General features: G+C 28.5%; 27 protein-coding genes and 1 riboswitch. Of the genes, 26 read left to right on the forward strand and 1 reads right to left on the reverse strand.

Features of this window, described 5'->3' with window-relative positions; translation table 11 throughout:
* The first annotated feature begins 7 nt into the window (after positions 1–7).
* The 5 genes from ACRDDE_RS13295 to ACRDDE_RS13315 are packed head-to-tail and all read left to right on the forward strand — an operon-like array spanning position 8 to position 6,431.
* Positions 8–2,086 carry a hypothetical protein gene (locus ACRDDE_RS13295; RefSeq protein ID WP_438628007.1) on the forward strand — a complete coding sequence of 693 codons (2,079 nt, stop codon included), beginning with the start codon at positions 8–10 and terminating at the stop codon, positions 2,084–2,086.
* Between the two features lie 15 nt (positions 2,087–2,101).
* Positions 2,102–3,724 (forward strand): methyltransferase domain-containing protein, encoded by a 1,623-nt coding sequence (locus ACRDDE_RS13300; RefSeq protein WP_438628009.1) that lies wholly within the window; start codon positions 2,102–2,104, stop codon positions 3,722–3,724.
* A 1-nt stretch (position 3,725) separates the two neighbouring features.
* The gene (locus tag ACRDDE_RS13305; protein WP_438628011.1) at positions 3,726–4,979 is read left to right on the forward strand and encodes a LicD family protein; all 1,254 of its coding nucleotides are present in this window, start codon (positions 3,726–3,728) and stop codon (positions 4,977–4,979) included.
* Positions 4,966–5,403, forward strand: coding sequence for an adenylyltransferase/cytidyltransferase family protein (locus ACRDDE_RS13310; RefSeq protein WP_438628013.1), 438 nt, complete (start codon positions 4,966–4,968; stop codon positions 5,401–5,403). Before ACRDDE_RS13305 ends, ACRDDE_RS13310 begins: the two co-directional genes overlap by 14 nt.
* Complete coding sequence (locus tag ACRDDE_RS13315) at positions 5,397–6,431, forward strand: NAD-dependent epimerase/dehydratase family protein (protein WP_438628015.1); 1,035 nt, start codon at positions 5,397–5,399, stop codon at positions 6,429–6,431. Before ACRDDE_RS13310 ends, ACRDDE_RS13315 begins: the two co-directional genes overlap by 7 nt.
* A gap of 64 nt (positions 6,432–6,495) precedes the next feature.
* On the opposite strand, the gene ACRDDE_RS13320 is transcribed toward ACRDDE_RS13315, so the two are convergent.
* Complete coding sequence (locus ACRDDE_RS13320; protein WP_438628017.1) at positions 6,496–7,575, reverse strand: glycosyltransferase family 2 protein; 1,080 nt, start codon at positions 7,573–7,575, stop codon at positions 6,496–6,498.
* Between the two features lie 301 nt (positions 7,576–7,876).
* Positions 7,877–7,963, forward strand: a riboswitch (cyclic di-GMP riboswitch).
* A 337-nt stretch (positions 7,964–8,300) separates the two neighbouring features.
* Between ACRDDE_RS13320 and flgB the strand changes: the two genes are divergently transcribed.
* From flgB to ACRDDE_RS13425, 21 genes are read left to right on the forward strand one after another with little or no spacing between them, the layout of a single operon-like run.
* Positions 8,301–8,627: a flagellar basal body rod protein FlgB gene (flgB, locus tag ACRDDE_RS13325; protein WP_438628019.1), complete on the forward strand. Its 327-nt coding sequence runs from the start codon at positions 8,301–8,303 to the stop codon at positions 8,625–8,627.
* Positions 8,628–8,631: 4 nt separating this feature from the next.
* The gene (flgC, locus tag ACRDDE_RS13330) at positions 8,632–9,036 is read left to right on the forward strand and encodes a flagellar basal body rod protein FlgC (protein ID WP_021429648.1); all 405 of its coding nucleotides are present in this window, start codon (positions 8,632–8,634) and stop codon (positions 9,034–9,036) included.
* A 12-nt stretch (positions 9,037–9,048) separates the two neighbouring features.
* Positions 9,049–9,363 carry a flagellar hook-basal body complex protein FliE gene (fliE, locus tag ACRDDE_RS13335; RefSeq protein ID WP_438628021.1) on the forward strand — a complete coding sequence of 105 codons (315 nt, stop codon included), beginning with the start codon at positions 9,049–9,051 and terminating at the stop codon, positions 9,361–9,363.
* 23 nt (positions 9,364–9,386) lie between these two features.
* Positions 9,387–10,961: a flagellar basal-body MS-ring/collar protein FliF gene (fliF, locus tag ACRDDE_RS13340; RefSeq protein ID WP_438628023.1), complete on the forward strand. Its 1,575-nt coding sequence runs from the start codon at positions 9,387–9,389 to the stop codon at positions 10,959–10,961.
* 13 nt (positions 10,962–10,974) lie between these two features.
* The gene (fliG, locus tag ACRDDE_RS13345; protein ID WP_025162510.1) at positions 10,975–12,027 is read left to right on the forward strand and encodes a flagellar motor switch protein FliG; all 1,053 of its coding nucleotides are present in this window, start codon (positions 10,975–10,977) and stop codon (positions 12,025–12,027) included.
* Positions 12,014–12,787 (forward strand): FliH/SctL family protein, encoded by a 774-nt coding sequence (locus ACRDDE_RS13350; RefSeq protein ID WP_438628025.1) that lies wholly within the window; start codon positions 12,014–12,016, stop codon positions 12,785–12,787. Before fliG ends, ACRDDE_RS13350 begins: the two co-directional genes overlap by 14 nt.
* Positions 12,784–14,091: a flagellar protein export ATPase FliI gene (fliI, locus tag ACRDDE_RS13355; RefSeq protein WP_025162512.1), complete on the forward strand. Its 1,308-nt coding sequence runs from the start codon at positions 12,784–12,786 to the stop codon at positions 14,089–14,091. Before ACRDDE_RS13350 ends, fliI begins: the two co-directional genes overlap by 4 nt.
* 15 nt (positions 14,092–14,106) lie before the next feature.
* Positions 14,107–14,547: a flagellar export protein FliJ gene (gene fliJ, locus ACRDDE_RS13360; RefSeq protein ID WP_438628027.1), complete on the forward strand. Its 441-nt coding sequence runs from the start codon at positions 14,107–14,109 to the stop codon at positions 14,545–14,547.
* A 14-nt stretch (positions 14,548–14,561) separates the two neighbouring features.
* Positions 14,562–15,788: a flagellar hook-length control protein FliK gene (locus ACRDDE_RS13365; RefSeq protein WP_438628029.1), complete on the forward strand. Its 1,227-nt coding sequence runs from the start codon at positions 14,562–14,564 to the stop codon at positions 15,786–15,788.
* 9 nt (positions 15,789–15,797) lie between these two features.
* Complete coding sequence (locus tag ACRDDE_RS13370) at positions 15,798–16,403, forward strand: flagellar hook assembly protein FlgD (protein ID WP_438628031.1); 606 nt, start codon at positions 15,798–15,800, stop codon at positions 16,401–16,403.
* Between the two features lie 4 nt (positions 16,404–16,407).
* On the forward strand, positions 16,408–17,241 hold the full coding sequence (gene flgF / locus ACRDDE_RS13375; RefSeq protein WP_438628033.1) for a flagellar basal-body rod protein FlgF: 834 nt from the start codon (positions 16,408–16,410) through the stop codon (positions 17,239–17,241).
* Between the two features lie 12 nt (positions 17,242–17,253).
* Positions 17,254–18,066 (forward strand): motility protein A, encoded by an 813-nt coding sequence (locus tag ACRDDE_RS13380; protein WP_438628035.1) that lies wholly within the window; start codon positions 17,254–17,256, stop codon positions 18,064–18,066.
* Positions 18,056–18,817 (forward strand): OmpA/MotB family protein, encoded by a 762-nt coding sequence (locus ACRDDE_RS13385; protein ID WP_438628037.1) that lies wholly within the window; start codon positions 18,056–18,058, stop codon positions 18,815–18,817. The genes ACRDDE_RS13380 and ACRDDE_RS13385 overlap by 11 nt, the downstream gene beginning before the upstream one ends.
* Before the next feature lie 11 nt (positions 18,818–18,828).
* Positions 18,829–19,233, forward strand: coding sequence for a hypothetical protein (locus ACRDDE_RS13390; protein ID WP_438628039.1), 405 nt, complete (start codon positions 18,829–18,831; stop codon positions 19,231–19,233).
* Entirely contained in the window at positions 19,217–19,882 is a 666-nt protein-coding gene (fliP, locus tag ACRDDE_RS13395; protein WP_438628041.1) for a flagellar type III secretion system pore protein FliP, read from the forward strand. Before ACRDDE_RS13390 ends, fliP begins: the two co-directional genes overlap by 17 nt.
* 17 nt (positions 19,883–19,899) lie before the next feature.
* Positions 19,900–20,169 carry a flagellar biosynthesis protein FliQ gene (gene fliQ / locus ACRDDE_RS13400; RefSeq protein WP_021429736.1) on the forward strand — a complete coding sequence of 90 codons (270 nt, stop codon included), beginning with the start codon at positions 19,900–19,902 and terminating at the stop codon, positions 20,167–20,169.
* A 9-nt stretch (positions 20,170–20,178) separates the two neighbouring features.
* Positions 20,179–22,011 (forward strand): fused FliR family export protein/FlhB family type III secretion system protein, encoded by a 1,833-nt coding sequence (locus ACRDDE_RS13405; protein WP_438628043.1) that lies wholly within the window; start codon positions 20,179–20,181, stop codon positions 22,009–22,011.
* Positions 22,012–22,024: 13 nt separating this feature from the next.
* Positions 22,025–24,082 carry a flagellar biosynthesis protein FlhA gene (gene flhA / locus ACRDDE_RS13410; RefSeq protein WP_438628045.1) on the forward strand — a complete coding sequence of 686 codons (2,058 nt, stop codon included), beginning with the start codon at positions 22,025–22,027 and terminating at the stop codon, positions 24,080–24,082.
* Between the two features lie 20 nt (positions 24,083–24,102).
* A complete protein-coding gene (locus tag ACRDDE_RS13415; RefSeq protein WP_021429636.1) occupies positions 24,103–24,807 on the forward strand; it encodes a sigma-70 family RNA polymerase sigma factor in 705 nt (234 codons plus the stop codon).
* A gap of 8 nt (positions 24,808–24,815) precedes the next feature.
* The gene (locus ACRDDE_RS13420) at positions 24,816–25,589 is read left to right on the forward strand and encodes a flagellar hook-basal body complex protein (RefSeq protein WP_195946155.1); all 774 of its coding nucleotides are present in this window, start codon (positions 24,816–24,818) and stop codon (positions 25,587–25,589) included.
* Between the two features lie 9 nt (positions 25,590–25,598).
* The gene (locus tag ACRDDE_RS13425; RefSeq protein ID WP_438628047.1) at positions 25,599–26,354 is read left to right on the forward strand and encodes a flagellar hook-basal body complex protein; all 756 of its coding nucleotides are present in this window, start codon (positions 25,599–25,601) and stop codon (positions 26,352–26,354) included.
* Positions 26,355–26,358: the final 4 nt, after the last annotated feature.

The following is a 26,358-nucleotide window of genomic DNA, read 5'->3' on the forward strand; positions in this document are numbered from 1 at the left end:
AATCAAAATGGTAGAACAAGATTTAATCATAGAATCATTTAATAATATTTTTAGTGAATACAAAAAATCTGATATCGTATTATATGGAACTGGATTTAGAACAAAGTGTGTCATTGAAAATTTTCCAGAATATAATTTCATAGGAGTTATAGATAAATTTTGTAATGAAGATTCATTTTGCGGGATTCCTATAATTACAATGGAAGAGGTATATATCAAAAAAACTACATTAGTTATAATTATGGCACAGCCGAGCTCAACAAAAACTATATTTACAAGAATTGGGTATGACTGTTTAAAAAATGGAATAAAGGTATGTAATTTCCATGGAAGAGATTTATTTCAATTGTATAAATATAACAAGAAAAATATTCTTATGAATAACTATTTTGATATAAGCAAAGAGATTTTTATAAATCAAATAGATAGGCATGATTCGGTAAGTCTTACTATATCAGAGATTTTATTTACTACAAAATATTTAAATCGAGTAGATTTTTATGAAATCTTAGCACATAAATCAAAAGAAATTGGACTACAAGAAGCAGCAAACTTTTTTAAAGCAGCAAAAGAAGAATTAAATACGAATATAGAGTTGAATGAATTATACCTTAAACTAGCAAAAAAATTATCTATTTCAGAAAAAAGTTTACTACAATTTAAACAATTTGAGATCGAATCTTGGACAAGCATGATCGTTTTTAGAAATGATATAGTAGAGGGGATAAGATATGCTATAAATAAGAGTAAAAAAGTGTATTTATACAATGATACTGTATACTCTAATGAGAACATAAATAAGTTTATTATAAATAATTTAGAATTAAATTTAGAAAGTCTATATTTAATAGATAAACTCTCATTTGATGAATTTGATAAAAATAATCTGTTTTTAGTAACAGATAAAAATGAAAGAAATATAAGAAGTAAATGTGACACTTTAAAGATTAAATCCCCTATTGATATGGCAAACATATCTGGGTATTCAGATTTATTATTGAATGCACATTCTGTTAATGAACGAAGTATGTGTGCTATGTTTATAGCGTACGCATTTAATAGTCCGTTTGCATTATACAAAAGTGATGGATTATTAGTTGTTGATGATATAAAAACATTTGGATATTTGTTTATAAGTCCAATTGCAGTTAAGTTTGTTTTGTGGATTATAGAACAAACTAGAAAAAACGAATATGATACAATTTTATTTGCAGCTAGAGATGGATATTTAGTTCAACAATTATTTAATATTGCTAGGAAATATATTAAAGTAAATTCAAATGTAGAGGATTTATATTTTCAAACATCACGTACTGTATGTATAAAATCTAATATAGAAAATAAAAGTGATATTAAGTGGATATGTGAATCTCCATTTGCACATTCTCCAGAACAATTGCTTATAAGAAGATTTGAACTAAATGAAAATGAAATAAAAAAGTATGATGAAAAAATATATAAAGATACATTTCAATATGCATTAGAATATGAAGCTGATATTTATAAAGAGTCAAGACGAATTAGAAATAACTATCTAAAATATATTGAAAATTTAAATCTAAAAAAAGATAAAAAATATGCTTTTGTAGACCTTGCATCATCAGGGACATGCCAATATTTTTTAGAAAAAATTATGGATTTTAAATTAGATGGATTATATTTATGTAGATATATGAATTTAAATAAAGAAAGAAATAAGCTTAATATAAAATCTATGTTTAATAATGGATTTTTATCTTATGGATTTCAAAGTTTTTTAGCTGAAAATTATATGCTACTAGAAACTATTTTTACTTCGTTTAAACCAACTTTAATAAGTATTGATCAAAATGGAGAGCTAATATATGGAGAAGAGACTAGAAATACAAGTGAATTTATTTATTTAGAAACACTACAAAGCTGTATAAAAAATTACTTTAAAGATTTTTTGAAAAATATGTTTGTTGAAAATGAAAATATAAGTGTGGAATTCATAGATTATATATATAGTTTAAAAGAGTATCCGTATACACGAGAAGGTTGTAATGAACTTAGTAATTTAATGCTTCGAGATGATTTAGGACAAGGTATGATACCGTTACAATGAAAGTAGGTGAAAGGATTGTCAAATTCATATAAAAGTAGTTATAGCACTGATGATAAGAATTATAATACCTTAGATTTAAAAATTAAAAATTACATTAGCAATAATAAATCAGAGGACTTTGATGAAATTCTTATCAAGGACAATAATTTTGAAGTCTTTTTTAACTTTAGCAAAACGAGGCAGTCTATTTTAAATTGGTATGATTTCAAAGAAGGAGCGGACTTACTTGAAATAGGTGGAGAATTTGGAGCTCTTACAGGTATGCTTTGCGAAAAGTGTAAATCTGTTACATGCATTGAAAGTGATAAACTTAGATCAGAATGTATTTTAAAAAGATATGAAAATAGAAATAACTTAGAGATTTTTAACAGTATTGAAAAAATCATAAATTTAAATAAAAAATATGACTACATAATTATTATAGGGACTATAGAGCTTATAGAAAATATACCTGGATTTTTGACAAAAATGAGGTCGTTACTCAAACCTGAAGGAGTTATTTTGATAGCTACAGAAAATAGATTAGGATTAAAATATTTTTGTGGAGCTTCTTACCCAACATTAGAAAATCCATTTGATGGCATAAATAAAAGATTTAAAAAAAATGGAAGAACTTTATATACTAAGTTTGAACTAGAAAATATTATCAAGAATTCAGGATTAAAAATAAATAAATTTTATTATCCAGTTCCTGATTATAAATTTACTCAAGAAATTTACTCGGATACATATTTACCAAAAGGGTCTTTAAAGGAAAGGGTAATGCCTTATTATTTAAATTCGAAGTCATTGATTGCAGATGAGATGTCTCTATATGATGATATTATAGAAAATAATGTTTTTGAAGTATTTGCGAACTCATTTTTAATTGAATGTAGAGAAATAGATGTTGAATGCAAAATTGATTATGCGGCAATTTCTACTGATAGAAAAGCAGAAAATGCATATGCTACAGTCATTTATAGTGATAAAACAGTTAAAAAAAAGCCACTATTTTCTCAAGGTGTACAAGGTATAAATGATTCTTACAATAATATAAAAGAGTTGGAATTAAGAGGTTTGAATACTGTAAATACAAAAATAAAAAATAACGAATTAAACATGCCATTTTTAAAAGCTAATACACTATCTAAGGTTTTAAAAAATTATATTAAATATGATAGAGACAAGGCTTTAAATTTATTTGATTCTTTATACAAAGATATATTAAAGTCATCTGAGCATGTGAATCAAAATTTATGCTATTTAAATCAATTTAGTAAAGAAACTCTTGATATGGGGATTATACTGAAAAATGCATATATTGATATGGTTCCGGTAAACTGTTTTTATGAATATGATAAATTAATTTACTTTGATCAAGAATTTAAAATGGATTATTTTCCTGCAAATTATGTAATGTTTAGAGCAATTAAATATACATATCTTCTTATTAAAGAAACAGATAATATAGAGTTAGCTAAAGAGGAATTAAAAGATAAATATGGATTAAATAATTTATGGGATTTTTACGAATCAATTGATATAAAATTTGTAATGGAAAATAGGCAGTTTGAAATTTATAAGAACTATCTTTCATGGGTAGATGTAGACAAAAATATAATAAATCAAAATTCAAAATTATTAACAGGATTATAATATGGATAAAAATTTTTTAGACTCAGAAGTTAGAGATGATTATCTAGTTACATCTCATAGTAAAAAAATATGGGCTGTTCAGTTGGATTTATTAAAAAAGTTTCAAGAAGTTTGTGAGATGAATAATTTAAAATTTTATTTAACCTATGGTAGTCTATTAGGAGCGATAAGACATAATGGTTATATACCTTGGGATGACGATATTGATATTGCAATGCCAAGAGAAGATTATGATAAGCTAAAGGAAATTGCTACAAAAGAGTTTGAAGATCCGTACTTTTATCAAACGCAAGAAAATGAAATTGATTTTTTCGGTGGTGGATTTTCAAGACTAAGAGATAGTAGGACTACAGGTTATGAATACATACACTATGGACATGATTTTAATGCTGGTATATGGATTGATATAACTGCTATAGATAACGTCCCTAATTTTTATTTATTTAGAAAACTACAAAGACACATGGTATGTTTTTATCAGCAAATTATGTTCGCAAAAATATATAGCAGAGATAATGATTGTTTTTTAGACATTTCTTTTTTAAAAATGAAATTATTAAAAAAGATAGCTAATATGTTAACACATAAAGAAATTTGCTTTAGACTAAATAAGTGGTGTAGTATAGCTAAAAATAAAAAAACCAAAAATGTAGGAATATTAACGCAGTATAAATGCTATGAAAAAGAATTATATAAAGCTAAGTGGTTTAGAGATGTTAAATACAAAACATTTGAAAATCTAAAAGTACCTATACCAATAGAATATGATGGATTTTTAAAAAAAATATTTGGAGATGACTACATGAAGTTACCTCCTTTAGAAGAAAGAAAGCCTCATCATAATGGATACTATAACAGTGAAAAATCATATATAGATATAAATAAAGGTATAGAATTAAGGTTTACAGATATATTTAGAACTTTAAATCAAAAGCAAGTTGTTATATTTGGAGCTGGAGAAATGCTTGATGCATATATGAATAGATATGGAAAAAAATTCAAACCAAGTTTTCTTGTAGACAACGATTGTAATAAATGGGGAACGCAAAAGTATGGTATTAATATAAAATCTCCAGATGAGTTATTAAAAAATGGACAAAAACTACACATTATTATATGTAGTATTTATTTTCCGGAGATAAGTAGGCAGTTAAGTAACATGGGAATTAAAGATTATTACATATATTCAAAAAAGCGTGAATGGATATTAGAAAGATTACCAGAGTTGGAGGAATATGAAGTTGAAAAAGTATAAGACTGGATATATTGCAGGAGTTTTTGACTTGTTTCATGTAGGTCATTTAAATGTACTAAAAAATGCAAAAGATAGATGTGATAGCTTAAGGGTTGGAGTTTTATCGGATGAGTTAGTTGAACATTTTAAAGGTAAGAAACCATATATACCAGATTTAGAAAGAATGGAAATAATTAAAAATATTAAGTGTGTAGATGATGTGGTTAAAGTGACCTTTAAAAATATTAATAAAATGGATGCTTGGAATTTATATCATTTTGACTGTTTATTTTCAGGAGATGACTGGAAAGGAAATGAAAGTTGGAACATTGATAAACAAAAGCTTAATGAAGTTGGATCTAATATAGAATTTTTTAATTATACAAAGGGGACTAGCTCAACACAAATAAAAAAATTAATTTTAGAAGAAACAGGTATATGTTAATTATGGAATATATGAATAGTAAATCAAAGATAAAAGAAGGAACTTATTTTATAACAGGAATAACAGGATTTATTGGATCCATTATAGCAAAATCTATAATTAAATCTGATAATTATAAAAATGGGAAAATTAAAATAATAGGACTTGTTAGAGATATAGACAAAGCGTTGGAGATGTATTCTAATTTTGATCAATTCAACTTAAAGTTTATCAAAGGTGATTTAATAAATTTAGGCCATCTAGATTTATTAGTTCAAAATGATATTAGCAGTATAGACTATATATTTCATTGTGCGGCAACAACAAAATCATCTGAGATGATTTTGAGACCTGTAGAAACTGCTGATGGAATTGTTCTAGGAACTAAAAATATTCTAAATATAGCTAAAAAGTACAATGTAAGTAGTATGGTATATATTTCATCTATGGAGGTTTATGGAGTTATAAGTAGTGATGGGGATAGAACAGATGAAAATAATATTGGAACTATAGAAATATTGTCAGAAAGAAGCTGCTATCCACTTGGTAAACAGATGGCAGAGCATTATTGCTTTTCATATTATAAAGAGTATGATGTACCTGTTAAAATAGCTAGACTGGCTCAAACATTCGGTGAGGGAACGTTGAAAAATGATACAAGGGTATTTTCTCAATTTGCAAAATGTGTTATAGAAAATAAAGATATTGTGCTTCATACAGAGGGGGATTCTGTTGGAAACTATGTAGAATCAGAAGATGCAGTTAGTGCACTTTTCATTTTATTGAACTATGGGATTAATGGAGAAGCTTATAATATAGCAAATGAAGAATCTACTATGACTGTTTTTGAAATGGCAGAACTTGTAGCAAATGAAATTGCAAATAGAAAAATTAAAGTTGTTTTTGACATACCAGAAAGTAACATATATGGATATGCAAAAAAAACAGAGCTTAGGTTATCATCATCAAAGATAAGGAGTCTTGGATGGGAACCTAAGTATAAAATTAAAGATATGTACAAAAAACTTATTTTTACATTTAAAAACTAATTAAAATTAGATAAACTTAATTAATAAAGAAAAAATAAAGGCTTGAAACTTAAGTTTCAAACCTTTATTTTTTTTCTTTTATACGATTTATAGGAATTAAGGCTTTTGAATAATTAAAACTATAAGAGAGTTCATAGTATTTTAAGGCTTTTACAGAATCTCCTATCAATTCATAAAATAGACCTAAATTAAAAGCCGCCAAATAAGTACCAGTTCCATCAACTATTTCAAATTTAGTATATTTTCCAAGTTGCAAGGCATTTAAATAGGAAAACTCTATATTATTAAAATAATTCATATACTTTTCAGGGTTATATGAAACTAATTCTGTAAAAAATACTCCACAAGCAAAGTAAAAGTCACAAGAATTATTCATTAGATCAAACACGTTATCAATAATTTCAAGACCTTTTTCAAATTGATTGACTTTAATCAAATTGTATATATAAAGAATTATACCGTCATTAAAAAAATTGTCTTTATCAAAATTTACATTGTTATAAAATTTATCAAAGTATGGGGACGCATCCACATACATACTAGCACTATAGTAAGTTTTAGCGGCTTGATATAGAAGATATGAATCGTTTGAATTAATTTTTAATTCATTTAGAATTAAAGAAATATTTCTATCAAATTTATTTGTATTTAAATATCCGTCATGTTCTATTTCTATATCAACAATTTCTCTAGGTAAAGACATATCTAATTGCTCATGTATGCGTCTTTCGAAGTATACACCTTTTGGAGCTAGCCTTGAAATAAATGCATTAGATTTTTTAACTTCATTGTCTTGTTCAAATAAATTTATTACTTTAATTTTACCAATGATGTTTTCTTTAGAATTAATAAAATTATTGATTTTATCTATATTTAAATTTGATAAGACTTCATCAGCATCTAAAATTAAATTCCAGTCTCCACTAGATTGTTTAATTGCAAAGTTTCTAGCATCAGAAAAATTATTGTTCCATTCATAGTCGAATATCTTGGCACCAATCTTCAAAGCTATTTCTTTTGTTTTATCTGTTGAACCAGTATCAACAACTATTATTTCGCTAACGAAGTCTTTAACAGACTCTAGACAACGTCTAATTTTTAATTCTTCATTTTTTGTAATCATAACTAAACTTAAAGTTTTCAATTTTGTACCTCCTGTGCAATGTATATATGAATAAATCTTAGTATATCAGAAAAAAATTGAGGAAAATTATAAAATCACTAAATGAAATAAAAATATAAAAAAAATTTATAAATTTCAAAAAAACTATACAGTTTCAAATTAAAATGCCGATTATTAAACTAAATGAGAAGCTTTTGCAAATTAATGTAGAATAATGAATTATTCTGTTATAAAAAATCAAATTTTAGAATTATCCAAAATAAAAGTAAAAGCTTGAAATAAGTGATATTTTGGTATAAAATGTAAGTGTAAGTCGAAAAATGATATTTAAGGGCAAAACTAGGGAAATCTAGCTACGCAAAACTATAGGGGCTAAGGCTTTGAAAAGCTATGCTCGCCAGTTACCGAAGAGTTAATAAAACTTTTTGTTATCATTGCTAATATTGAAATTGTAAAATTAAGCAAAGAGATACTAAAAATTTTAAGAAAATCTATAAAATCATATTAATACATATTGGTGAAGTGTGTGTATTTTTAAAATACATAAAATTTGCATATACTTTTGTTATAAAAACTATTTGTGTAAAAATTCACGATGAAGTTATAATTATGATTAATTTTCTTTTCTCGTTTTGTTTTAATTTTCAAATAAAAAATTAGTAATAATATTCTATAAAAGTGATGAACTACTCTTTCAGAGTAGTTTTTTTTAATTCTAAAAAACATTTTAAGCATTGGAGGGGAAAATGGAAGTTTACAATTTACTAAAATCAGGATTAGATGCAACAGAATTAAGAAGTAGAGTTATTGCTAATAACATTGCAAATATTAATACTCCAAATTACAAGAGAAAATATGTAGAGTTTGAAAATACACTAAAAGAGTCTATGGATAAAAATACTAAGCCTGATATAAAAACAGATACATCATCAAAAGTCAGAGAAGATGGTAATAACATTGATTTAGAAAATGAAAAAGTTAACCAGGCGGCTACAACTCTTGAATATAACGCACTTATAACTTTAACGAATATAAAACTAGGGATGAGTAGAAGTGTAATAACAGGGAGGTAAGTAAATGAGCATTTTTTCAGGAATGAGAATAAGTGCAAGTGCACTTTCGGCAGAGCGATTAAGAATGGATGTTGTTTCATCAAACATAGCTAATATGAAAACAACTAGGACACCTGAGGGCGGAGCTTATCGACGAAAAGTGCCTGTATTTGAAGAAAATTATGATAAAAAATTAGGGATGCTAGGCGTGAAATCAGTAGCTATAGAGGAGGATAAGTCTCCACTAAGAAAATTATACGAACCAAATAACCCAGATGCAGATGCCCAAGGTTATGTGGAGTATCCAAATGTAGATATTTTAGTTGAGATGACTGATTTAATGACAGCATCTAGATCTTATGAATCAAATATAGATACATTAAATGCACAAAAAAGTATGATTTCAAAAGCTTTAGAAATAGGTAGGTAAAAGGAGTAGTTTATGAGTGGAATAAGTACTATAAATGCAATAAACAATATAGCAACAAATAACAATTTACTTACGGGAGCTAGTAACACAGGAAAAGTTGAAAAAGAAAATAACTTTGGAGATGTAATAAAAGAAGCATTAGATAAAGTTAATGATAAGCAGGTACAATCAAATCAAAAAATTCAAGACCTTATAAAAGGAGAAAAAGTCTCTATGCATGATGTAATGTTGTCAGCTCAAGAAGCGCAATTGTCAATGCAGTTGATGATTGAGGTTAGAAACAAGATATATGAAGCTTATCAAGAGCTAAATAGAGTCCAATTATAACTTCATAGCAAGGAGAATTTTAAATGAATATAAAGGAATTTCCGCAAAAAACAAAAGATTTTGTAATCGTAAAAAAAGATCAATTTATTGAGCTTCCTAAAAAAAAGAAAATAATAATTGCAACTGCAATTGTGACTTTGGTTGTAGCAGGAATATTTGGAATTAATTATGCAAAATCAAATAAATATGCAGTGCTTTTTTCAGGATTAGATTCTAATGATGCTACGGTGGTAACTAAAGAGCTAGAGTCGAAAAAGATTGAAACTAAAATAAAAGGCGATAGTATTTTAGTACCAAAAGGAGACGTAGATAAACTTAGAATGGAATTATCAAGTAATATTTCTAATGGATCTAAGGGATTTGAGTTAATGGATGGGGGATCATCATTTGGGATGACTGATGAAGAATTCCAAATTAAAAAGCAAAGAATGATTCAAGGTGAAATTGAAAAAACCATAAAAGTTTTTCCTCAAGTACAAAGTGCTAGAGTTCATATAACTCAAGGAGAAGAATCTGTATTTGCTAATGAAACAGTACCTGGGAAAGCTGCAGTTTATGTAGAGTTAAATCCAGGACAGACTTTAAAACAAGATCAAGTAATATCTATAATGTCGCTTGTTTCAGCGAGTACACAAAACGTACCAAAACAAAATGTTGAAGTAATAGATCAAAATATGAAATTGTTATCAGATGGATTAATAGACGATAAAGGAAATGTACATACAAATAGCTTAAGTGAAGTTGATGAATCTATTAAAGCTGAAAAAGACTTAAGTAAAGACTTAGAAAGATCGATACTAGGTCTGTTAGAACCTATATTTGGAGAAGGAAATATAAGAGCTAGTGTTAATACAGATTTAGATTTCGATTCAAGTGAAAAAACTGAACTTATAATAGATCCAAATAAAGTAATTACAAAGGAATCAAAGTCAAACAGTAAGTCGAGTGAAAGACAAAACTCAGGCGGAGCTGTAGATAATAATATGAGTAATATTAATGAAAGTGGAAAAGGAACAGATGAAGATACTCAGCAAGAAGTAGAATATCAAACTGGGAAAACTGAGACAAAAGTAATAAAAGCTAAAGGTGGCATAAATAGAATAACTGCTTCAGTTGCAATAAATGGAACACTTACTAGTGCAGAACTAAGAAATGTTGAAGGCATGGTAGCAAATGCAGTTGGTATGCAACCTAAAAGAGGAGATAGTGTTAAGGTAGTTTCTATGGGATTTGGCTCAGAAGACGAAGATACTTCTACATTTGGAGTTATAAAGAGTGCTATAAGTAAGGACAAATCATTAGGAAGGGTGTTAATTATAGCAGGTGTACTGAGTGTAATTATTTTACTTTTAATAATAGGTACAATAATTTATATGATTATAAAGAAAAAGAAAGCATCTAGTGAACTAGATTATGTAGATGAAGAAGATGAAATAGAACTAATCAACAAAAAACTAGAAGAGTTAGAACAAAATAGATTAAATAGTAACGAAGAAGAGGATGAGGAAAATATTAGCTTAGAAGATGAAGTTAAACAATTTGCAGCTGATAATCCAGATCAAGTTACAGACCTAGTAAATAGTTGGTTAAATGAGTAAAGGGTGAGATTATTTGCAGACAGAAGGTATAAAAGGTAATGCATATGACTTAGGAGATATACCTAAGTTTAGAAGAGTCACAGGATCTAGAAAGGCAGCTATACTTTTAATGACATTAGGTCCTGAGATAGCTTCAAGTGTAATAAAAAATCTTTCAGATAGAAAAATTCAAAAAATAGGGGTTGAAATAGCTAATATAAATACTGTAAAGCCAAGAGAAAGAAGAGAGGTTTTACAAGAATTTATAGAGTTAAACAAGGGAAAAGAGTTTGTAATAGAAGGTGGAATTGACTGTGCGAAATCTTTACTTAATGGAGCATTAGGAAGTCAAAGAGCTACTAAATTATTAGAAGGTATAAAATATGACGCATATACAAAGTTATTTATATCAGCTAGAAAGGCTGAGCCTGAACAAATACTAGCATGCATACAAGGTGAAAGTCCTCAGGCTATAGCTATAATATTAGCTCATATTCAACCTGATAAAGCAGCAGTAGTATTATCTGAATTACCTGATGAACTTAAACTTGAAATTGCACTTAAGATAGGAACTACATCAAACATATCACCAGCTGTAATAAAATCTATAGACAAAGCTATAGAAGAAAAATTAAATAGCTTAGGAAAGTTAGAGATGGAAAGTGCTGGTGGTGTTAATAGCTTGGTAGATATATTAACAAATGTTGATAGAAAAACAGAGAAAAATATTATCAAATTTATCGAGCAGAAAAATGAAGAATTGGCTGAAGAAATTAAATCTAACATGTTTATCTTTGACGATATCGTTAGACTTGACAATATGGCTATTCAAAGAATTCTTAAAGAAGTTAATGTTAAAGACCTTGCATTTGCGCTTAAAGGAGCATCAGCGGATGTCTCAACTGCAATATTTAAAAATCAATCTCAAAGAGCATCCCAAGCATTACGAGAAGAAATTGATTTACTTGGTAAGGTAAAGATATCTCAAGTGGAAGAAGCTCAACAAGCTATTGTAAATGTTGTTAGACGACTTGAAGATGCTGGCGAAATAACATTATCTAGAGGTTCAGACGATGAGTTTATTTAAAAGTAACAGTATTTTAAAATCTAATGGAGTAGTTTTTAAAGGTGTTAAGCCTTTAAAAACTACTACTAAAGCAAAACAAATTAACAATGAAGAAATAATTGATGAAAATGAAGAGTTAAAAGTCAAAGAAGAAATTGAAGAACAACTGCATCAAGCAAAAGATACTTGTGAAGATATGATATCAAATGCACAAGTAGAAAGTGAAAGAATTGTTCAAGAAGCACAAAATGAATGTGAAGAAATAAAGAAAAAAGCATATGAAGAAGGTCATAACATAGGATTAAGAAATGGTTATGAAGATGGCTACAAAGAATCATATGAAGATAATATTGAAAAAGCAAAAAAAGAGTCAGAAGACATTATCAATAAAGCAAATAATATTTTGTTACAAGCCAATGAGCAATTTACAGACTTTTTAAAAGATAGTAAAAAAGATATTATTAGTTTGAGTATATCTATAGCAGAAAAAGTCCTTAAAGAAAAATTTAAAGATGTAGACGCTATGAATAATATACTTGAAGCTACTATAAAAGAGTATGAAATTAAAGAAAATTTTGTAATAAGAACTAATGCAATATATATAGAAAAAGTTAATGAACAATTAAATGAGTTGAAAAGCCAACAATTAATAAAAGGAGAATCATTTATATTAGCAGATGACTTTATAGAACCAGGAAACGCAATAATTGAAACCAATAAAGGTAGATTAATAGTAGGGGTTGACTGTGTTTTAGAAAAGGTGAAAGAGGAACTTTTATGATAGATATAGACTTTGAAAGATTGAAAAATAAAGTTTTAGAAGTTAAAGAGGTTATATCAGAAGGTAAGGTAACTAAGATAATAGGTCTTACTGTTGAGGTAGAAGGTATAAAGGCTTTTGTCGGTGAGCTTTGTACAGTTTACAATTATGCAGATGAGCCTATAAACTGTGAAGTTGTTGGTTTTAAAGATAAAAATGTAATTTTAATGCCACTAGGAGAACTTGCAGGAGTAGCTCCTGGGTGTAGAGTTGTTGCTAGAGGAATACCACTCAGTGTTAAATGTAGTAATGATTTATTAGGTAAAGTGCTTGATGGAATTGGAAACCCAATAGATGATGAAGAGGTTTTAGGAGGAGAAAGATACAGTCTTTCAAATGAACCACCTGATCCAATGAAAAGACCAAGAATAAAAAATATAATGCCTACAGGTATAAGGGCGATTGATGGATTCTTAACTTGTGGAGAGGGTCAAAGGATAGGTATATTTGCAGGAAGTGGTGTTGGAAAAAGTACAACTTTAGGAATGATAGCAAAAACAGCTAAAGCTGATGTAAATGTTATTGCCCTTATAGGGGAAAGAGGTAGAGAAGTACTGGACTTTATAGAGAGAGACCTAGGTGAAGAAGGTATGAAAAAATCTGTAGTAGTTTGTGCAACTTCTGATAAATCACCTCTACTTAGATTAAAGGGAGCACTAACAGCAACAGCTATAGCTGAATACTTTAGAGACCAAGGTAAAAAAGTTATTTTAATGATGGATTCTGTAACCAGATTTGCAATGGCTCAAAGAGAAGTTGGGTTAGCCATAGGGGAGCCACCTGCACAAAAAGGATATACACCATCAGTATTTGCACTACTTCCAAAACTTATGGAAAGAAGTGGGATGTCTGATAAAGGGTCGATAACTGCTTTTTATACAGTTTTAGTTGATGGAGATGACTTTAATGAGCCAATTGCAGATACAGTAAGAGGTATTTTAGATGGTCATATTGTTTTATCTAGAGACCTTGCACATAAAAATCATTACCCAGCTATAGATATTTTAAATAGTGTAAGTAGACTTATGAAAGAAATTTGTGAGGACCAACATCAAGAGTGTGCATCTTTAGCAAGAGATATATTAGCTACATACAAAGAGGCTGAAGATTTGATTAATATAGGTGCATATGAAAATGGATCTAATAAAAATATAGATTTAGCGATCGAATACATAGATAAAGTTAATTCATTTTTAAAGCAAGGTGTAAATGAAAAAACTAAATTTGAAGAGAGTATAGTCGAACTAAAGAACATATTCAAATAACGAGGAGAGGTTTAAGTGACAAACTATAAGTTTAAGCTACAAAAGTTATTAGATATAAAAATAAAAGAAGAAGAAGAGAGCAAATTAGAATATACAAAGGCACAAAATGATAAAAAAGTAGTAGAAGATAACATCAAAAAATTAGATTGTAGTTACAAAAAATATGCTCAGTTTGAAGATTTAGAGGATACTATAAGTCAGAAAGTAAGGTTAAACTATCTTCACTCAATAAGTCAAACTATAGAGCAAAGCAATAGAATATTAGTAGAAAAAGAAAGAATAGTAGTAGAAGCTAAAGATAAATTTATTGAAAAACAAATAAATAGAAAATCTTTAGAAACATTAAAAGAAAATAAATTTATAAGGTTAAGAAAAGAAGAAGCGAGAAAAGAACAAATAGAAAATGATGAATTTGCTTTATATGCGTACATGAGAAATAAAAAGAATATATCATAAAGGATGATTGAGATATGAATTTTAACTTAAATTTTTCCTTCGACTTAGTAAACTTAGCACTTGGAAAAAGCAATTTAAGCACAAAGTTATCAAGTAAAGGTGGATTTGAAGATTTACTAGCTTCTTTAGATATGGACATTGAAAATACAAATGTAGATCAAAAAAATGAAGATTGTGATTTAATAGCATCATTAATTCAAAATCTTTTTTCAAATTTAAATAAATTAAAAGAAATGGATAATTCAGATTTAAATCCAGATTTGAAAAAAGAAGAAATTTTGAAGTCAATAAACGATACTATTTTGAGCATAGATGATAAATCAAACTTAAGCTTAAAAACATTAGATATCGATAAGATGATGAAATTAAGTAATGATGAAATAAGTAGTTATATTGATTTAAATTTTAATTTAGATAAATTTACTAAAACTGATGATTTAAATTTACCAACTGATGATGAAATTATTTTACCTAAAGGTTTAAATCTAGACAAATTGTCGAAAAAAGCTGGTGAAGAAAACACTAAACTGGCAGAAAATATCAATGAACAGGATGAAAATCCTAAAGATGGAATTAAAAAAGTAGACAGTGAGATAAAATCTTTAAAGTCATATGAAGAATTAAATGTAGCAACAAATGCTAATAAAAATAATATTGTAGATGTGAATCAAAAAGATAAAAGTAAGGATGAAAGCTTGAGTATCTTAGAAAATATAGCAGATAAAAATGCAAGTGATTTATCTATAATAAACAACAAAACATTTACTCAAGAATCCTCTACAAATAAAAATTTGCCAGCAGTAACCATACGTGCAAGTAACATTGGTGATGATTTTATAAAAATGGTTAAATACTTAAAAAATAATAATATAGAAGAAATCAAAGTCAATATAAATCCTAAAGAGTTAGGGGACATGACTATAAAGCTTTTAAAAGATAGTGAAGCTACAAAGGTATTTATACATGTAGGAAAAGAAGAAACTTTTAATATGTTAAATAAAAATTTACATGATATAAATAAACATCTAACAGATTTAGGAATAAAGGCTAAAGATATAGTTGTTGAAATGAAATCCAATGATCAAAATTTCTTTTCAGATAACTTAAGTCAACAATTTAGCAAAAAAGAAGAACAAAAAAAGCAAAAAAGAAATAATAGAAGCAGTGACACAGTACTAAATTCTGTAGAAGATTTAGATGAAAATAAAATAGATGAATCAAATCTTAATATATTAGCTTAGAGGTAAATTATGAATAATTTTATGAAAGTAAATACACAACAGGCAAGTACTAAAAGTTCAACAAGTACCAAAACTGTAGCAAATACCAAGTCGTCTGATAAAACAGAAAATGGAACACAAATAGTTATGCCTGGAGAAGAAACAAATAAAGATTTATTTTTAAAGTTACTAGTAGCACAAATGAGTAACCAAGATCCTCTAAACCCACAGGACCCTACACAATATGTAACGCAGCTTGCTCAATTTAGTTCGTTAGAGCAGATGCAAAGTTTGAATGAAGGAATGGAATACCTAGTAGGTTTAACTAATGGAGTTTTAGTAAACTCTGCAATGAGCACAGCATCAGCACTTATAGGAAAGAGAATAGAAGCTTATGCTCCAAAGGAAGATGATACTGAGGAAACTAATAATGTAGTTAAAGATGATGAAAAGCCAGATGATAAAAAAACTATTACAGGAGTAGTAGAAGGCATAAAAATTAAAGATGGTATTGTTTACATGGAAGTAAGAGTAGATGAAACAGGAGAATTAAAATCTATAGAATATGGATCTCTTATAAAAGCAAGTGAAAATAAAGACTCTTTAGAGTCAAATACAAATAAAAAGGGAGAGTAATAGTATGTTAAAGTCAATGTATTCAGGAATAAGCGGAATGAAGGCAAATCAAACTAAAATGGACATTGTTGGTAATAATGTTGCGAATGTTGGGACAACAGCTTTTAAAAAATCAACTACAAGATTTTCAGATGCATTAAACCAAACAGTAATATATTCAAGTGTTCCTGGTGGAGCTGCTGGAGACCCTAATGTAATAGGAGGGGTTAACCCAGGGCAAGTAGGGGTTGGAACTAAGGTAAGTGGAATATTTAGAAATATGGCACAAGGTGCAATACAACCAACAGGAAGACCAACAGATTTAGCTATAGATGGAGATGGATTCTTTGTTGTAAGTGTAGGACCTAATCAAGAAGCTTACACAAGAGATGGGTCATTTACATTAGATGCTAATGGAAACTTAGTAACATCTGATGGATATAAAGTTTTAAATACAGACGGAAAGCCAGTAGAAATACCAAAAGAACAACCTAATCCAGATGGAGAAATGCAAAAGGTTTTATCTTTTAATATATCAAAAGAAGGTAAAGTTTCATATTTACTAGCAGATGGAACGAAGGTTGAAAATGCTCAAACATTAAAAATAGCAGTATTCCAAAATCCAGAAGGGATGGAATCTTTAAGTGGAAATCTTTATGGAGAAACAGCTAACTCAGGAAACCCTATGTATGGAGTTAAATATGGGCTTATAAATCAAGGGGCTATAGAAATGTCAAATGTTGATTTATCAGAAGAATTCACTGAAATGATAGTTACAACTAGAGCTTTCCAAGCGTCAAGTAAAGTTATAACAACAAGTGATGAACTTTTACAGGAAATAATAAACTTAAAAAGATAGTAGGAGGATAATATGAAAAAAAATGATATGTTAACTCCCTTAGGTCTTATTTTAGCTCTTGGATTTGTTGCATATGGTATATCAATAGGAAAAACAGGGATAGGTGCATTTGTAGATGCACCATCCATAGCAATTACAGTTGGAGGATCTTTTGCATCAGTACTTATAACATTTTCAATGGAAGATTTAAAAACAGGATTTAAAATAACTAAGGAAATATTAAGATCAGGGAATATAAATAAAGTTGATTTAGTAGATCAATTTAAGGAATTAGCTAGAAAAGTTAGAAAAGATGGACCTTTAGCGGTAGAGCAAGAAGTTTCTGAAATAGAAGATGCATTTTTAAGAAAAGGCTTAGAGTTAGCTATAGATGGTATTGACATGGAAGATATTAAAGAAATATTAGAAATAGAAATAGATGAAGTAGAAAGTAAATATAGTACAGGGTCAAAAATATTTAAAATATGGGGATCTTATGCACCTGCATTTGGTATGGTTGGAACATTAATAGGATTAATTCAGATGCTTTCAGACATGGGAAGTCCGGACACTATAGCAAGTGGTATGGCTGCAGCTCTTATAACTACATTTTATGGAGCATTAATGGCTAATGCTATACTAAATCCAATTGGATTTAACATTCAAATAAAAGGGGAAAGAGAATGTGAACGTATGGATATGATGATTTGTGGAATTATGAGTATCCAAAATGGAGATAGCACTAGAGTTATTGAAGAAAAATTAGTAAACTTCTTAACTCCAAAAGAAAAGAAATCTTATTACACTAGAGGAACGATAGAAGGTGAAGCAGTAAATGTCGCGTAGAGATAGAAGAAGAGGAAAAGGCGATGATGTAGAAACTGGGTCTTGGATGGACACATATGCTGACACAATAACATTACTTCTTACTTTCTTTATCCTACTATATTCAATATCGGCAGTAGATAGTCAAAAGTTAAGTAAATTATCAAAAGCTTTACAAAGTTCTTTAGGTGGGGGTACATCTATAGAAAAACTTAAAAATATAGAAGATTTAAAAGTGGGAGTAGGAAAGGCTAATTTAGAAAAAGAGGACCTTGCAAAGAAAGTTAATAAAGCAGTACAAGATAATAATCTGCAAGATTCAGTTAAAGTAAGAGAAGAAGATAGAGGTATAGTACTTCAATTAGATGAAAACATACTATATGATTCAGGAAAATCAGATTTAAAAGAAACGAGTATAAAGGCATTAGACACTATAACTAAGCTAGTTACAGATATGGATAATGATGTTTTAGTAGAAGGACATACAGATAATATTCCTATACACAACTCACAGTATGCATCAAACTGGGAACTATCAACAGCCAGAGCTGTAAGTGTTGTAAGGTATTTTGTTGAAAATAAAGAGGTTCCACCAACGAGATTTGCAGTCAAAGGATATGCAGAGTTTAGACCTTTAGTAGCTAACGATACTCCAGAAAATAGGTCGACAAATAGAAGAGTAGATATCTTAATAGTAGATAAAAAAGAAAAAGCTAAGCAACAAGAAGAACAAAATCAACAACCGCAACAAAGTCAAGACACGAAGGAGTAAGATAACTTATTATGTATGAAACATTGAGATACTTAGTAAACTTAAGTGCATTTATAATTCTGATGATTGGAGTAATTGCTATTGCTTATAAAATGAATGGAATAAACTTACAAAATGTTGGGATGTATAAATATGCAAAAATTTTAGAAAAAGTTGGGATTAATAAAGATACATATTTAGTTGTTTTAAAAACAGGAGAAGATGGATGTGTGTTGTTAGTCTCAAATAATAACATAGAAAAAATAAAAGATTTAACTACAGAGGACGTAAAAGAAATAGAAGATAAAAGACAAAATAACAATGTATTAAAAGCAGATAAATTAAAGTTTAAAAAATTAAACTTAAAAAAAGATATACAAAACCCTATAAATTTAATAGGTAAGCTAAAGGAGAAAAAAGATGCAAACATTAAGTGATATAACACCATATTTAAGCGATTATACTCCTTTAATGAAAATGTTTATAGTTTTAACAGGTTTAATGTTTTTAGGTGCAATTGTCTTTATGATGACAAGTTTTGTAAGAATTATAATAACATTTTCTTTTATAAAGTCTGCACTAGGTGCTCAGCAAACAATACCTAATCAAGTGTTAGTTGGACTTGCAATATGCTTGACTATGTTTATTATGGCTCCTACTGTGAAGCAAATAAATGAACAAGCACTAAAACCCTATATGAGTCATGAAATTAAGTTTGAAGAAGCCGTAGAAAAAGCAGAAAAACCTATAAGAAAATTCTTATTAAAACAGACTAGACAAGAAGATATAAAACTATTTGTTGAAAACTCAGATTTAAATGAAAAGAATTTAACTAGAGAAAATGTACCCTTATATGTATTAATACCAGCATTTTCTATTAGTGAATTAAAAACAGCTTTCCAAATAGGATTTTTAATTTATTTACCATTCTTGTTAATAGATTTAGTAGTATCAAGTGTACTTATGTCTATGGGTATGTTTATGCTACCACCTGTTATGATTTCACTACCATTTAAATTATTACTATTTATTATGGTAGATGGATGGAATTTATTAATAAAATCTTTATTGCTAAGTTTTCAATAATTGAGGAGCGTACTAAAATGAGTGAAAGTGTAGTAGTCAGCATAGTAAAAGAAACTTTATATACAGGAATGTTAATAGCGGGGCCTATTTTAATTTTATCTTTATTGGTAGGTTTACTAATAAGTATATTCCAGGCAACCACTCAAATCCAAGAACAAACATTATCTTTTATACCGAAGTTGATAGTTGTAGCGATTACATTGGCAATCGGTGGAGCTTGGATGTTAAATGAGCTTATTCAATTTACAAATAAAATTATGAATATGGTTGCAAATATAAAAGGATAACTTTTAAAAGTGATATTTGTATTTTTAAGATTGATTGCATTTTTTTCATGCATAACTATAATTTTCCCGAGTGGAACGCCAAATGTATTTAAAGTTACTTTCACACTATTTATGTCGGTAATAATTACTTCTACAATAAATGTTAATGTAGAGGTTAAAAATGTATATGAGCTAGTCAATATTGGAGTAATGGAAACTATAACAGGATTAGTTTTAGGTTATATAACAAGTATATGTATAAACAGTTTAAAGATAGCTGGAAGCTTAATAGATCAACAACTTGGGTTATCGATGATAAATATTTACGATCCAACCAGTCATGAGAGTAACACACTAATTGAGAATATAGTTTATTGGATTGGGATAATGGTATTTTTTAGTATAAATGGTCATCATGAGCTTATAAAAGGTATAAGTCAAAGTTTTAAACTTATAGAGGTTGGAAGTTATATATTAAAAGATAATTACACATATGTTGTAAATATATTTATTCAGTGCTTTATAATCGGATTTAAGATAGCAGTTCCGATAATACTAGCACTTATAATAACAGATTTTATAATGGGTTTAATTTCAAGAAGTGTACCACAATTAAATGTAATGGTAATAGGAATGCCTTTAAAGGTAATTGTTGGAATAATGTTCTTTGTAATTTCACTACCATTTATATTAAATGAATTACATAATTTATTAATTAATATGACTGACATTTTAGATGGAACTTTTAAAGCAACTAGCAAAATGCACGTAACATCTATGGCGCCGTTAGGTTTTTTGCTTTCAACTGATGATAAGACAGAAGAGCCTACTGGTAAAAAAATAAAAGATGCTAGAAAAAGTGGAAATGTAGCAAAAAGTAAAGAAGTTGTAACAACAGTAACACTTTTAGGTGTCCTTATGATAATTTACTCTATGTCTGATTTTGTAATTGGAGAGCTACAAAGCTATATAGTTCAATATCTAAATACTGGTTTTACAAATGAGTTTTCAATAGCATTGGTAAAAGATTTATTGATGATTCTTTTGATGGGATTTATGAAAATTATAATACCAGTTGGTATGATTATCATACTTTTTTCATCAATAGGAAACCTTATGCAAAGTGGTTTTTTAATGACAACAGATCCATTAAAGCCAAAGTTATCAAAACTAAATCCTATAAGTGGATTTAAAAATATGTTTTCTAAGAAAGCGTTAGGAACTTTAATAAAAAGTGTAATTATTGTAACTGTTCTTTTTAAAGTAGGATACTCATTTATGGAGAAAAACTTCATGGGGATAATGAAAACCGGAGATATTTATCTCCCATATTTAATGAAAACTATAGTTGAGTTAATTAGAGATTTAATACAAAACATAATTCTTGTTTTAGTAGTTGTATCTACTCTAGATTTTGCATATCAAAAGTATGTATATAAAAAAGATCTTAAAATGACAAAACAAGAGGTAAAAGAAGAGTTTAAGCAAATGGAAGGTAATCCAGAAATAAAAGGTAAGATAAAGCAAAAGCAAAGAGAAATGTCATCAAGAAGAATGATGGAATCTGTACCATCAGCTAGTGTAATTGTAACAAATCCTACTCATATATCTATAGCTATAAAGTATGAAAAAGGAGCAGATTCTGCACCAACAGTTGTAGCAAAAGGAGCAGATTTAATAGCCTTTAAAATAAGAGAAATAGCAAAAGAGCATGATATACCTATTATAGAAAATAAACCTTTAGCAAGGCTTATTTATAAAGAAGTAGAGATTGAACAAGAGATACCAGAAAAGATGTATCAAGAAGTAGCAGAGGTATTAGTTGCAGTTTATAAAATAAAAAATAGATATAAAAAAATATAAAAAGAGGTTTTAAATGGAAAAATTAGGGCTTAAAAAAAGAACTGATATATTAGTTGGATTTGGGATAATTGGAATTATACTTATGATAATAATTCCACTACCACCTTTTTTATTAGATATAATGCTAGCTATAAATATAGGGCTGTCAGTGCTTATATTACTAATGACGATATTTTCAACTAGTATATTAGAATTATCAATATTTCCAACGATACTTCTAGTGACAACTTTATTTAGGCTAGGTCTTAATATATCATCTACAAGACTTATATTAGGGCAAGGTTATGCAGGAAATGTTATAGAGTCTTTTGGAAGTTTTGTTGTTGGAGGAAATTACGTAGTTGGTATAATCATATTTTTAATAATTGTAATAATACAATTTGTTGTTATAACAAATGGTTCGAGTAGAGTATCTGAAGTATCAGCAAGATTTACCTTAGATGCAATGCCAGGTAAGCAGATGAGTATAGATGCAGATTTAAATGCAGGAGCTATAGATGAAAAGACAGCTAGAAAAAGAAGAAAAGAATTGCAACAAGAAGCTGAGTTTTATGGTTCTATGGATGGGGCATCAAAGTTTGTAAAAGGTGATGCAATTGCAGGTATAATCATAACTACAATAAATATACTTGCAGGTATAGTTATTGGTGTTGTAATGCTTGATATGGATTTTATGGAATCGATTCAAACTTATACAAGACTTACAATTGGAGATGGTTTAGTAAGTCAGGTTCCTGCATTAATTATTTCAACATCTGCAGGTATATTAGTAACTAAAGTTAATGGCGATGAAAACTTTAGTACTCAATTAGGAAAACAGTTAATATCAATTCCTAAAGCAGTAATTATGGCAGGTATAGTTTTAGTATTACTAGGATTATTGCCTGGATTACCTAAATTATCATTTTTCACTTTAGGAGCAGGAGCTATATTTATAGGTTACACACTTAAAAAAGAAGAAAAAGAGGCCGAAGCGGAAGCCTTATATGAAGTTGAAGCTGCACCAACAGCTGAGGAAAGTCTAGAAAATGCAGAAGATGTTTCATCTCTTTTAAATGTAGAACCTATAGAGATAGAAATTGGATATGGAATAATTCCTTTAGCTGATGAAAGTAGCGGTGGAGATTTATTACAAAGGATTGTATCTGTTAGAAGACAATGTGCAATTGATATGGGAATAATCGTTCATCCGATAAGGATAAGAGATAACCTACAGTTAAATCCAAATCAATATACTATAAAAATAAAAGGTATACCAGTAACAACATATGAACTTATGCCAAATATGCTTTTATGTATGAACCCAATGGGTATGGACGTAGATTTGGATGGTATATCAACTAAAGAACCTACATTTGGGTTGGATGCCTTATGGATAGAAAAAGACAAAGCAGAAGAGGCAGAATTATACGGATTTACTGTTGTAGACCCTACAACTATATTAGTAACTCACTTACTTGAGACTATAAAATCTAAATCTCATGAACTTATGGGACGTCAAGAAGTAAAGGCGATAATAGATGCTACAAGAGAAAAATACAGTGCAGTTGTAGAAGAGTTAATACCAGATTTAATGACATTAGGAGAAGTTCAAAAAGTATTCCAAAATCTATTAAAAGAAAAGGTATCTATAAAAGATAGAGTCACTATACTAGAAACTTTAGCAGATAATGCAAGAAATACTAAAGATTTAGAGCTACTTACCGAATATGTAAGAATGGCTATGAGTAGAAGTATATGTCTTGAATTAATAGATGAAAACAATTCGATAGTAGTTACAACACTATCTATGGAAATTGAAACTTTAGTAGCTAATAGTTTACAAAGATCTGTAAATGGAACATATCCAGCGATAGATCCAGAAACTACTAATAAGATTTTCAAAGGAATACAATCGACTATAGAGTCTGTTAATTTTAATAATAATAGACCAATAGTATTAGTTTCTCCTAAGATAAGAGCACCATTTAGAAAATTAGTTGAAATGGTGTTTACTAACTTAACTATACTGTCATTAAATGAAATACCTAATGATGTACAAATAAAATCTCAAGGGGTAATTAATATATAGTGATTGGAGTTGTTGACATTATGATTAGTAAAGAAGAACTTATAAATCAAAATATGCCTATTGTTAGAAGTATTGCTTCTAAGTATTATACAAATAAAATAGGAATGGAATACGAAGACTTAGTAAGTTATGGGGTTATGGGATTATTAGATGCAAGTGATAAGTTTGACGAAGGAAAAGGTGTTAAATTTTCAACTTATGCTTCTATAAGAATAACATCTTATATAATAGATGAAATTAGAAAACAATCACCAGTATCTAGAGGATGTATAAGTAAAGTAAGATCATATAAAAATTGTATAGAAAATTTACAACACAAAAATTTTAGAGAACCTACAGTAAATGAAATAGCTGACTTTATGGAAATATCAAATGACGAAGTTCATAAAATAAGAAAAAGTACTTTAAATTTAAGTACAAGTTCTCTTGATAATATGGTTTTAGATAGCGAAAATGATTTAAAGCTTATAGATATAATAAAAGACGAGTCTATAAACGTAGAAGCATCAATAGAAAAAGAAGAGCTTATAGAAACAGTAGCTAAGGCGTTAGACTTGTTAAAGGAAAAAGATAGACTTGTGCTATCACTGTATTATTATGAAGAATTGACACTTAAAGAAATTGGCGAAATATTAGGAGTTACAGAGTCTAGAGTTTCACAGTTAAGTAAAAAAGCTATTTCAAATTTAAGAGGTATGATGAAAAAACTAAAATACCTGGATTAGGAGGAAATATGATAAGAGGACTATATGCATCTGTATCTTCGATGTTAAATTTACAGTCGAGACAAAGTACAATAACAAACAATATAGCAAATATAAAAACTAATGGATATAAAGAAGATAAATTAATATCTAAAAGTTTTGAAGAAATGACTTTATCCAATAATGATAATTACCAAAATGGAAAAGCATATCAACAAATTTTAGGTGGAGTAAGCTTTGGTACTAGAATAGACGAAGTTAATACAAATTTTAAGCAAGGTACATTTGTAGCAACTGAAAATAATTCCGATTTTGCAATAGATGGTAGTGGATTTTTTCAGATAAGAGACTTTGGTGGAAATACATTTTATTCTAGAGATGGATCATTTAAGGTTAACTCACAAGGATACCTTGTAACAAATGGTGGTCATAATGTTATGGGATTAAATCAGGCAACAGGAGCTAATGAACCTATATATGTAGGTAATGGTAAAATTACAGTTACACCTTCAAATGAGCTTATGGTAGAAGGTGGAGCTAGTTATAAATTTTCTATTGTAGATTTCAATGATTACAAAAATCTTAAAAAAGTTGGAGATAATTTATACTCAGGAAATAACCCTAAAAACTCAAATAACTATTCTATAAAACAAGGATATGTAGAAGGGTCAAATGTAGATTACATAAGCTCAGTAACAGAAATGATGGAAACAGTAAAAGAATTTGAAGCTAATCAAAAAGTTATACAAACTATAGATTCAACATTAAGACAAATAGCTAATGAAATCGGAAGTGTAAGGTAGGTATAAAATATGTATAATATAATGCATAATAGTAAGTCTGGGATGTTATCAAGTCAATCTAATATAGATTTGATTTCAAATAATATAACAAATTCACAGACTGTAGGATATAAAAAATTAGATGCTAATTTTTTAGATTTATATCAAGAATCATTACATAAAAATTCATACCCAACTAACTCTACAAGCGTTAGAACTGGTACTGGAAGTAGGATATCTCAAGCAACTAGAAATTATGAACAAGGTGCAATTAAAGAAACTAAAATAAATACTAATTTAGCAATAGATGGAGATGGCTTTTTTAGAGTGATGAGATCAGATGGAAGCTATGCATACACAAGAAATGGAGAATTTAATTTAGATTCAACTGGTAAATTAGTAGATGATAAGGGTAATATACTAGATATACAACCTTTAAATGGGAATGGTAAAAATATTAATATGAAAAATGGAGATTTAAGTATACATAAGAATGGGGAAATATATCTAGACAATAACAAAGTTGGAGTGATTAATTTATATCAACCTAAAGGAGATGCTGATTTTGTATCAGTAGGAGATAATTTATTTACTGCAAAGCCAACTAATGTTGAAGCGGTACAAAATAAAAGCATATTACAAGGACATGTAGAAATGTCTAATGTAAACATGCAAGATGAGATGGTAAATTTAATAATGGCTCAAAGGTCATTTCAGTATAACAGCAAGGGTATACAGGTAGGAGACGATATGTGGTCAATGGTAAACAATCTTCAAAGTAGATAGAATC

The sequence above is a fragment of the Paraclostridium sp. genome (assembly GCF_051656405.1).
Lineage (GTDB): Bacteria > Bacillota > Clostridia > Peptostreptococcales > Peptostreptococcaceae > Paraclostridium.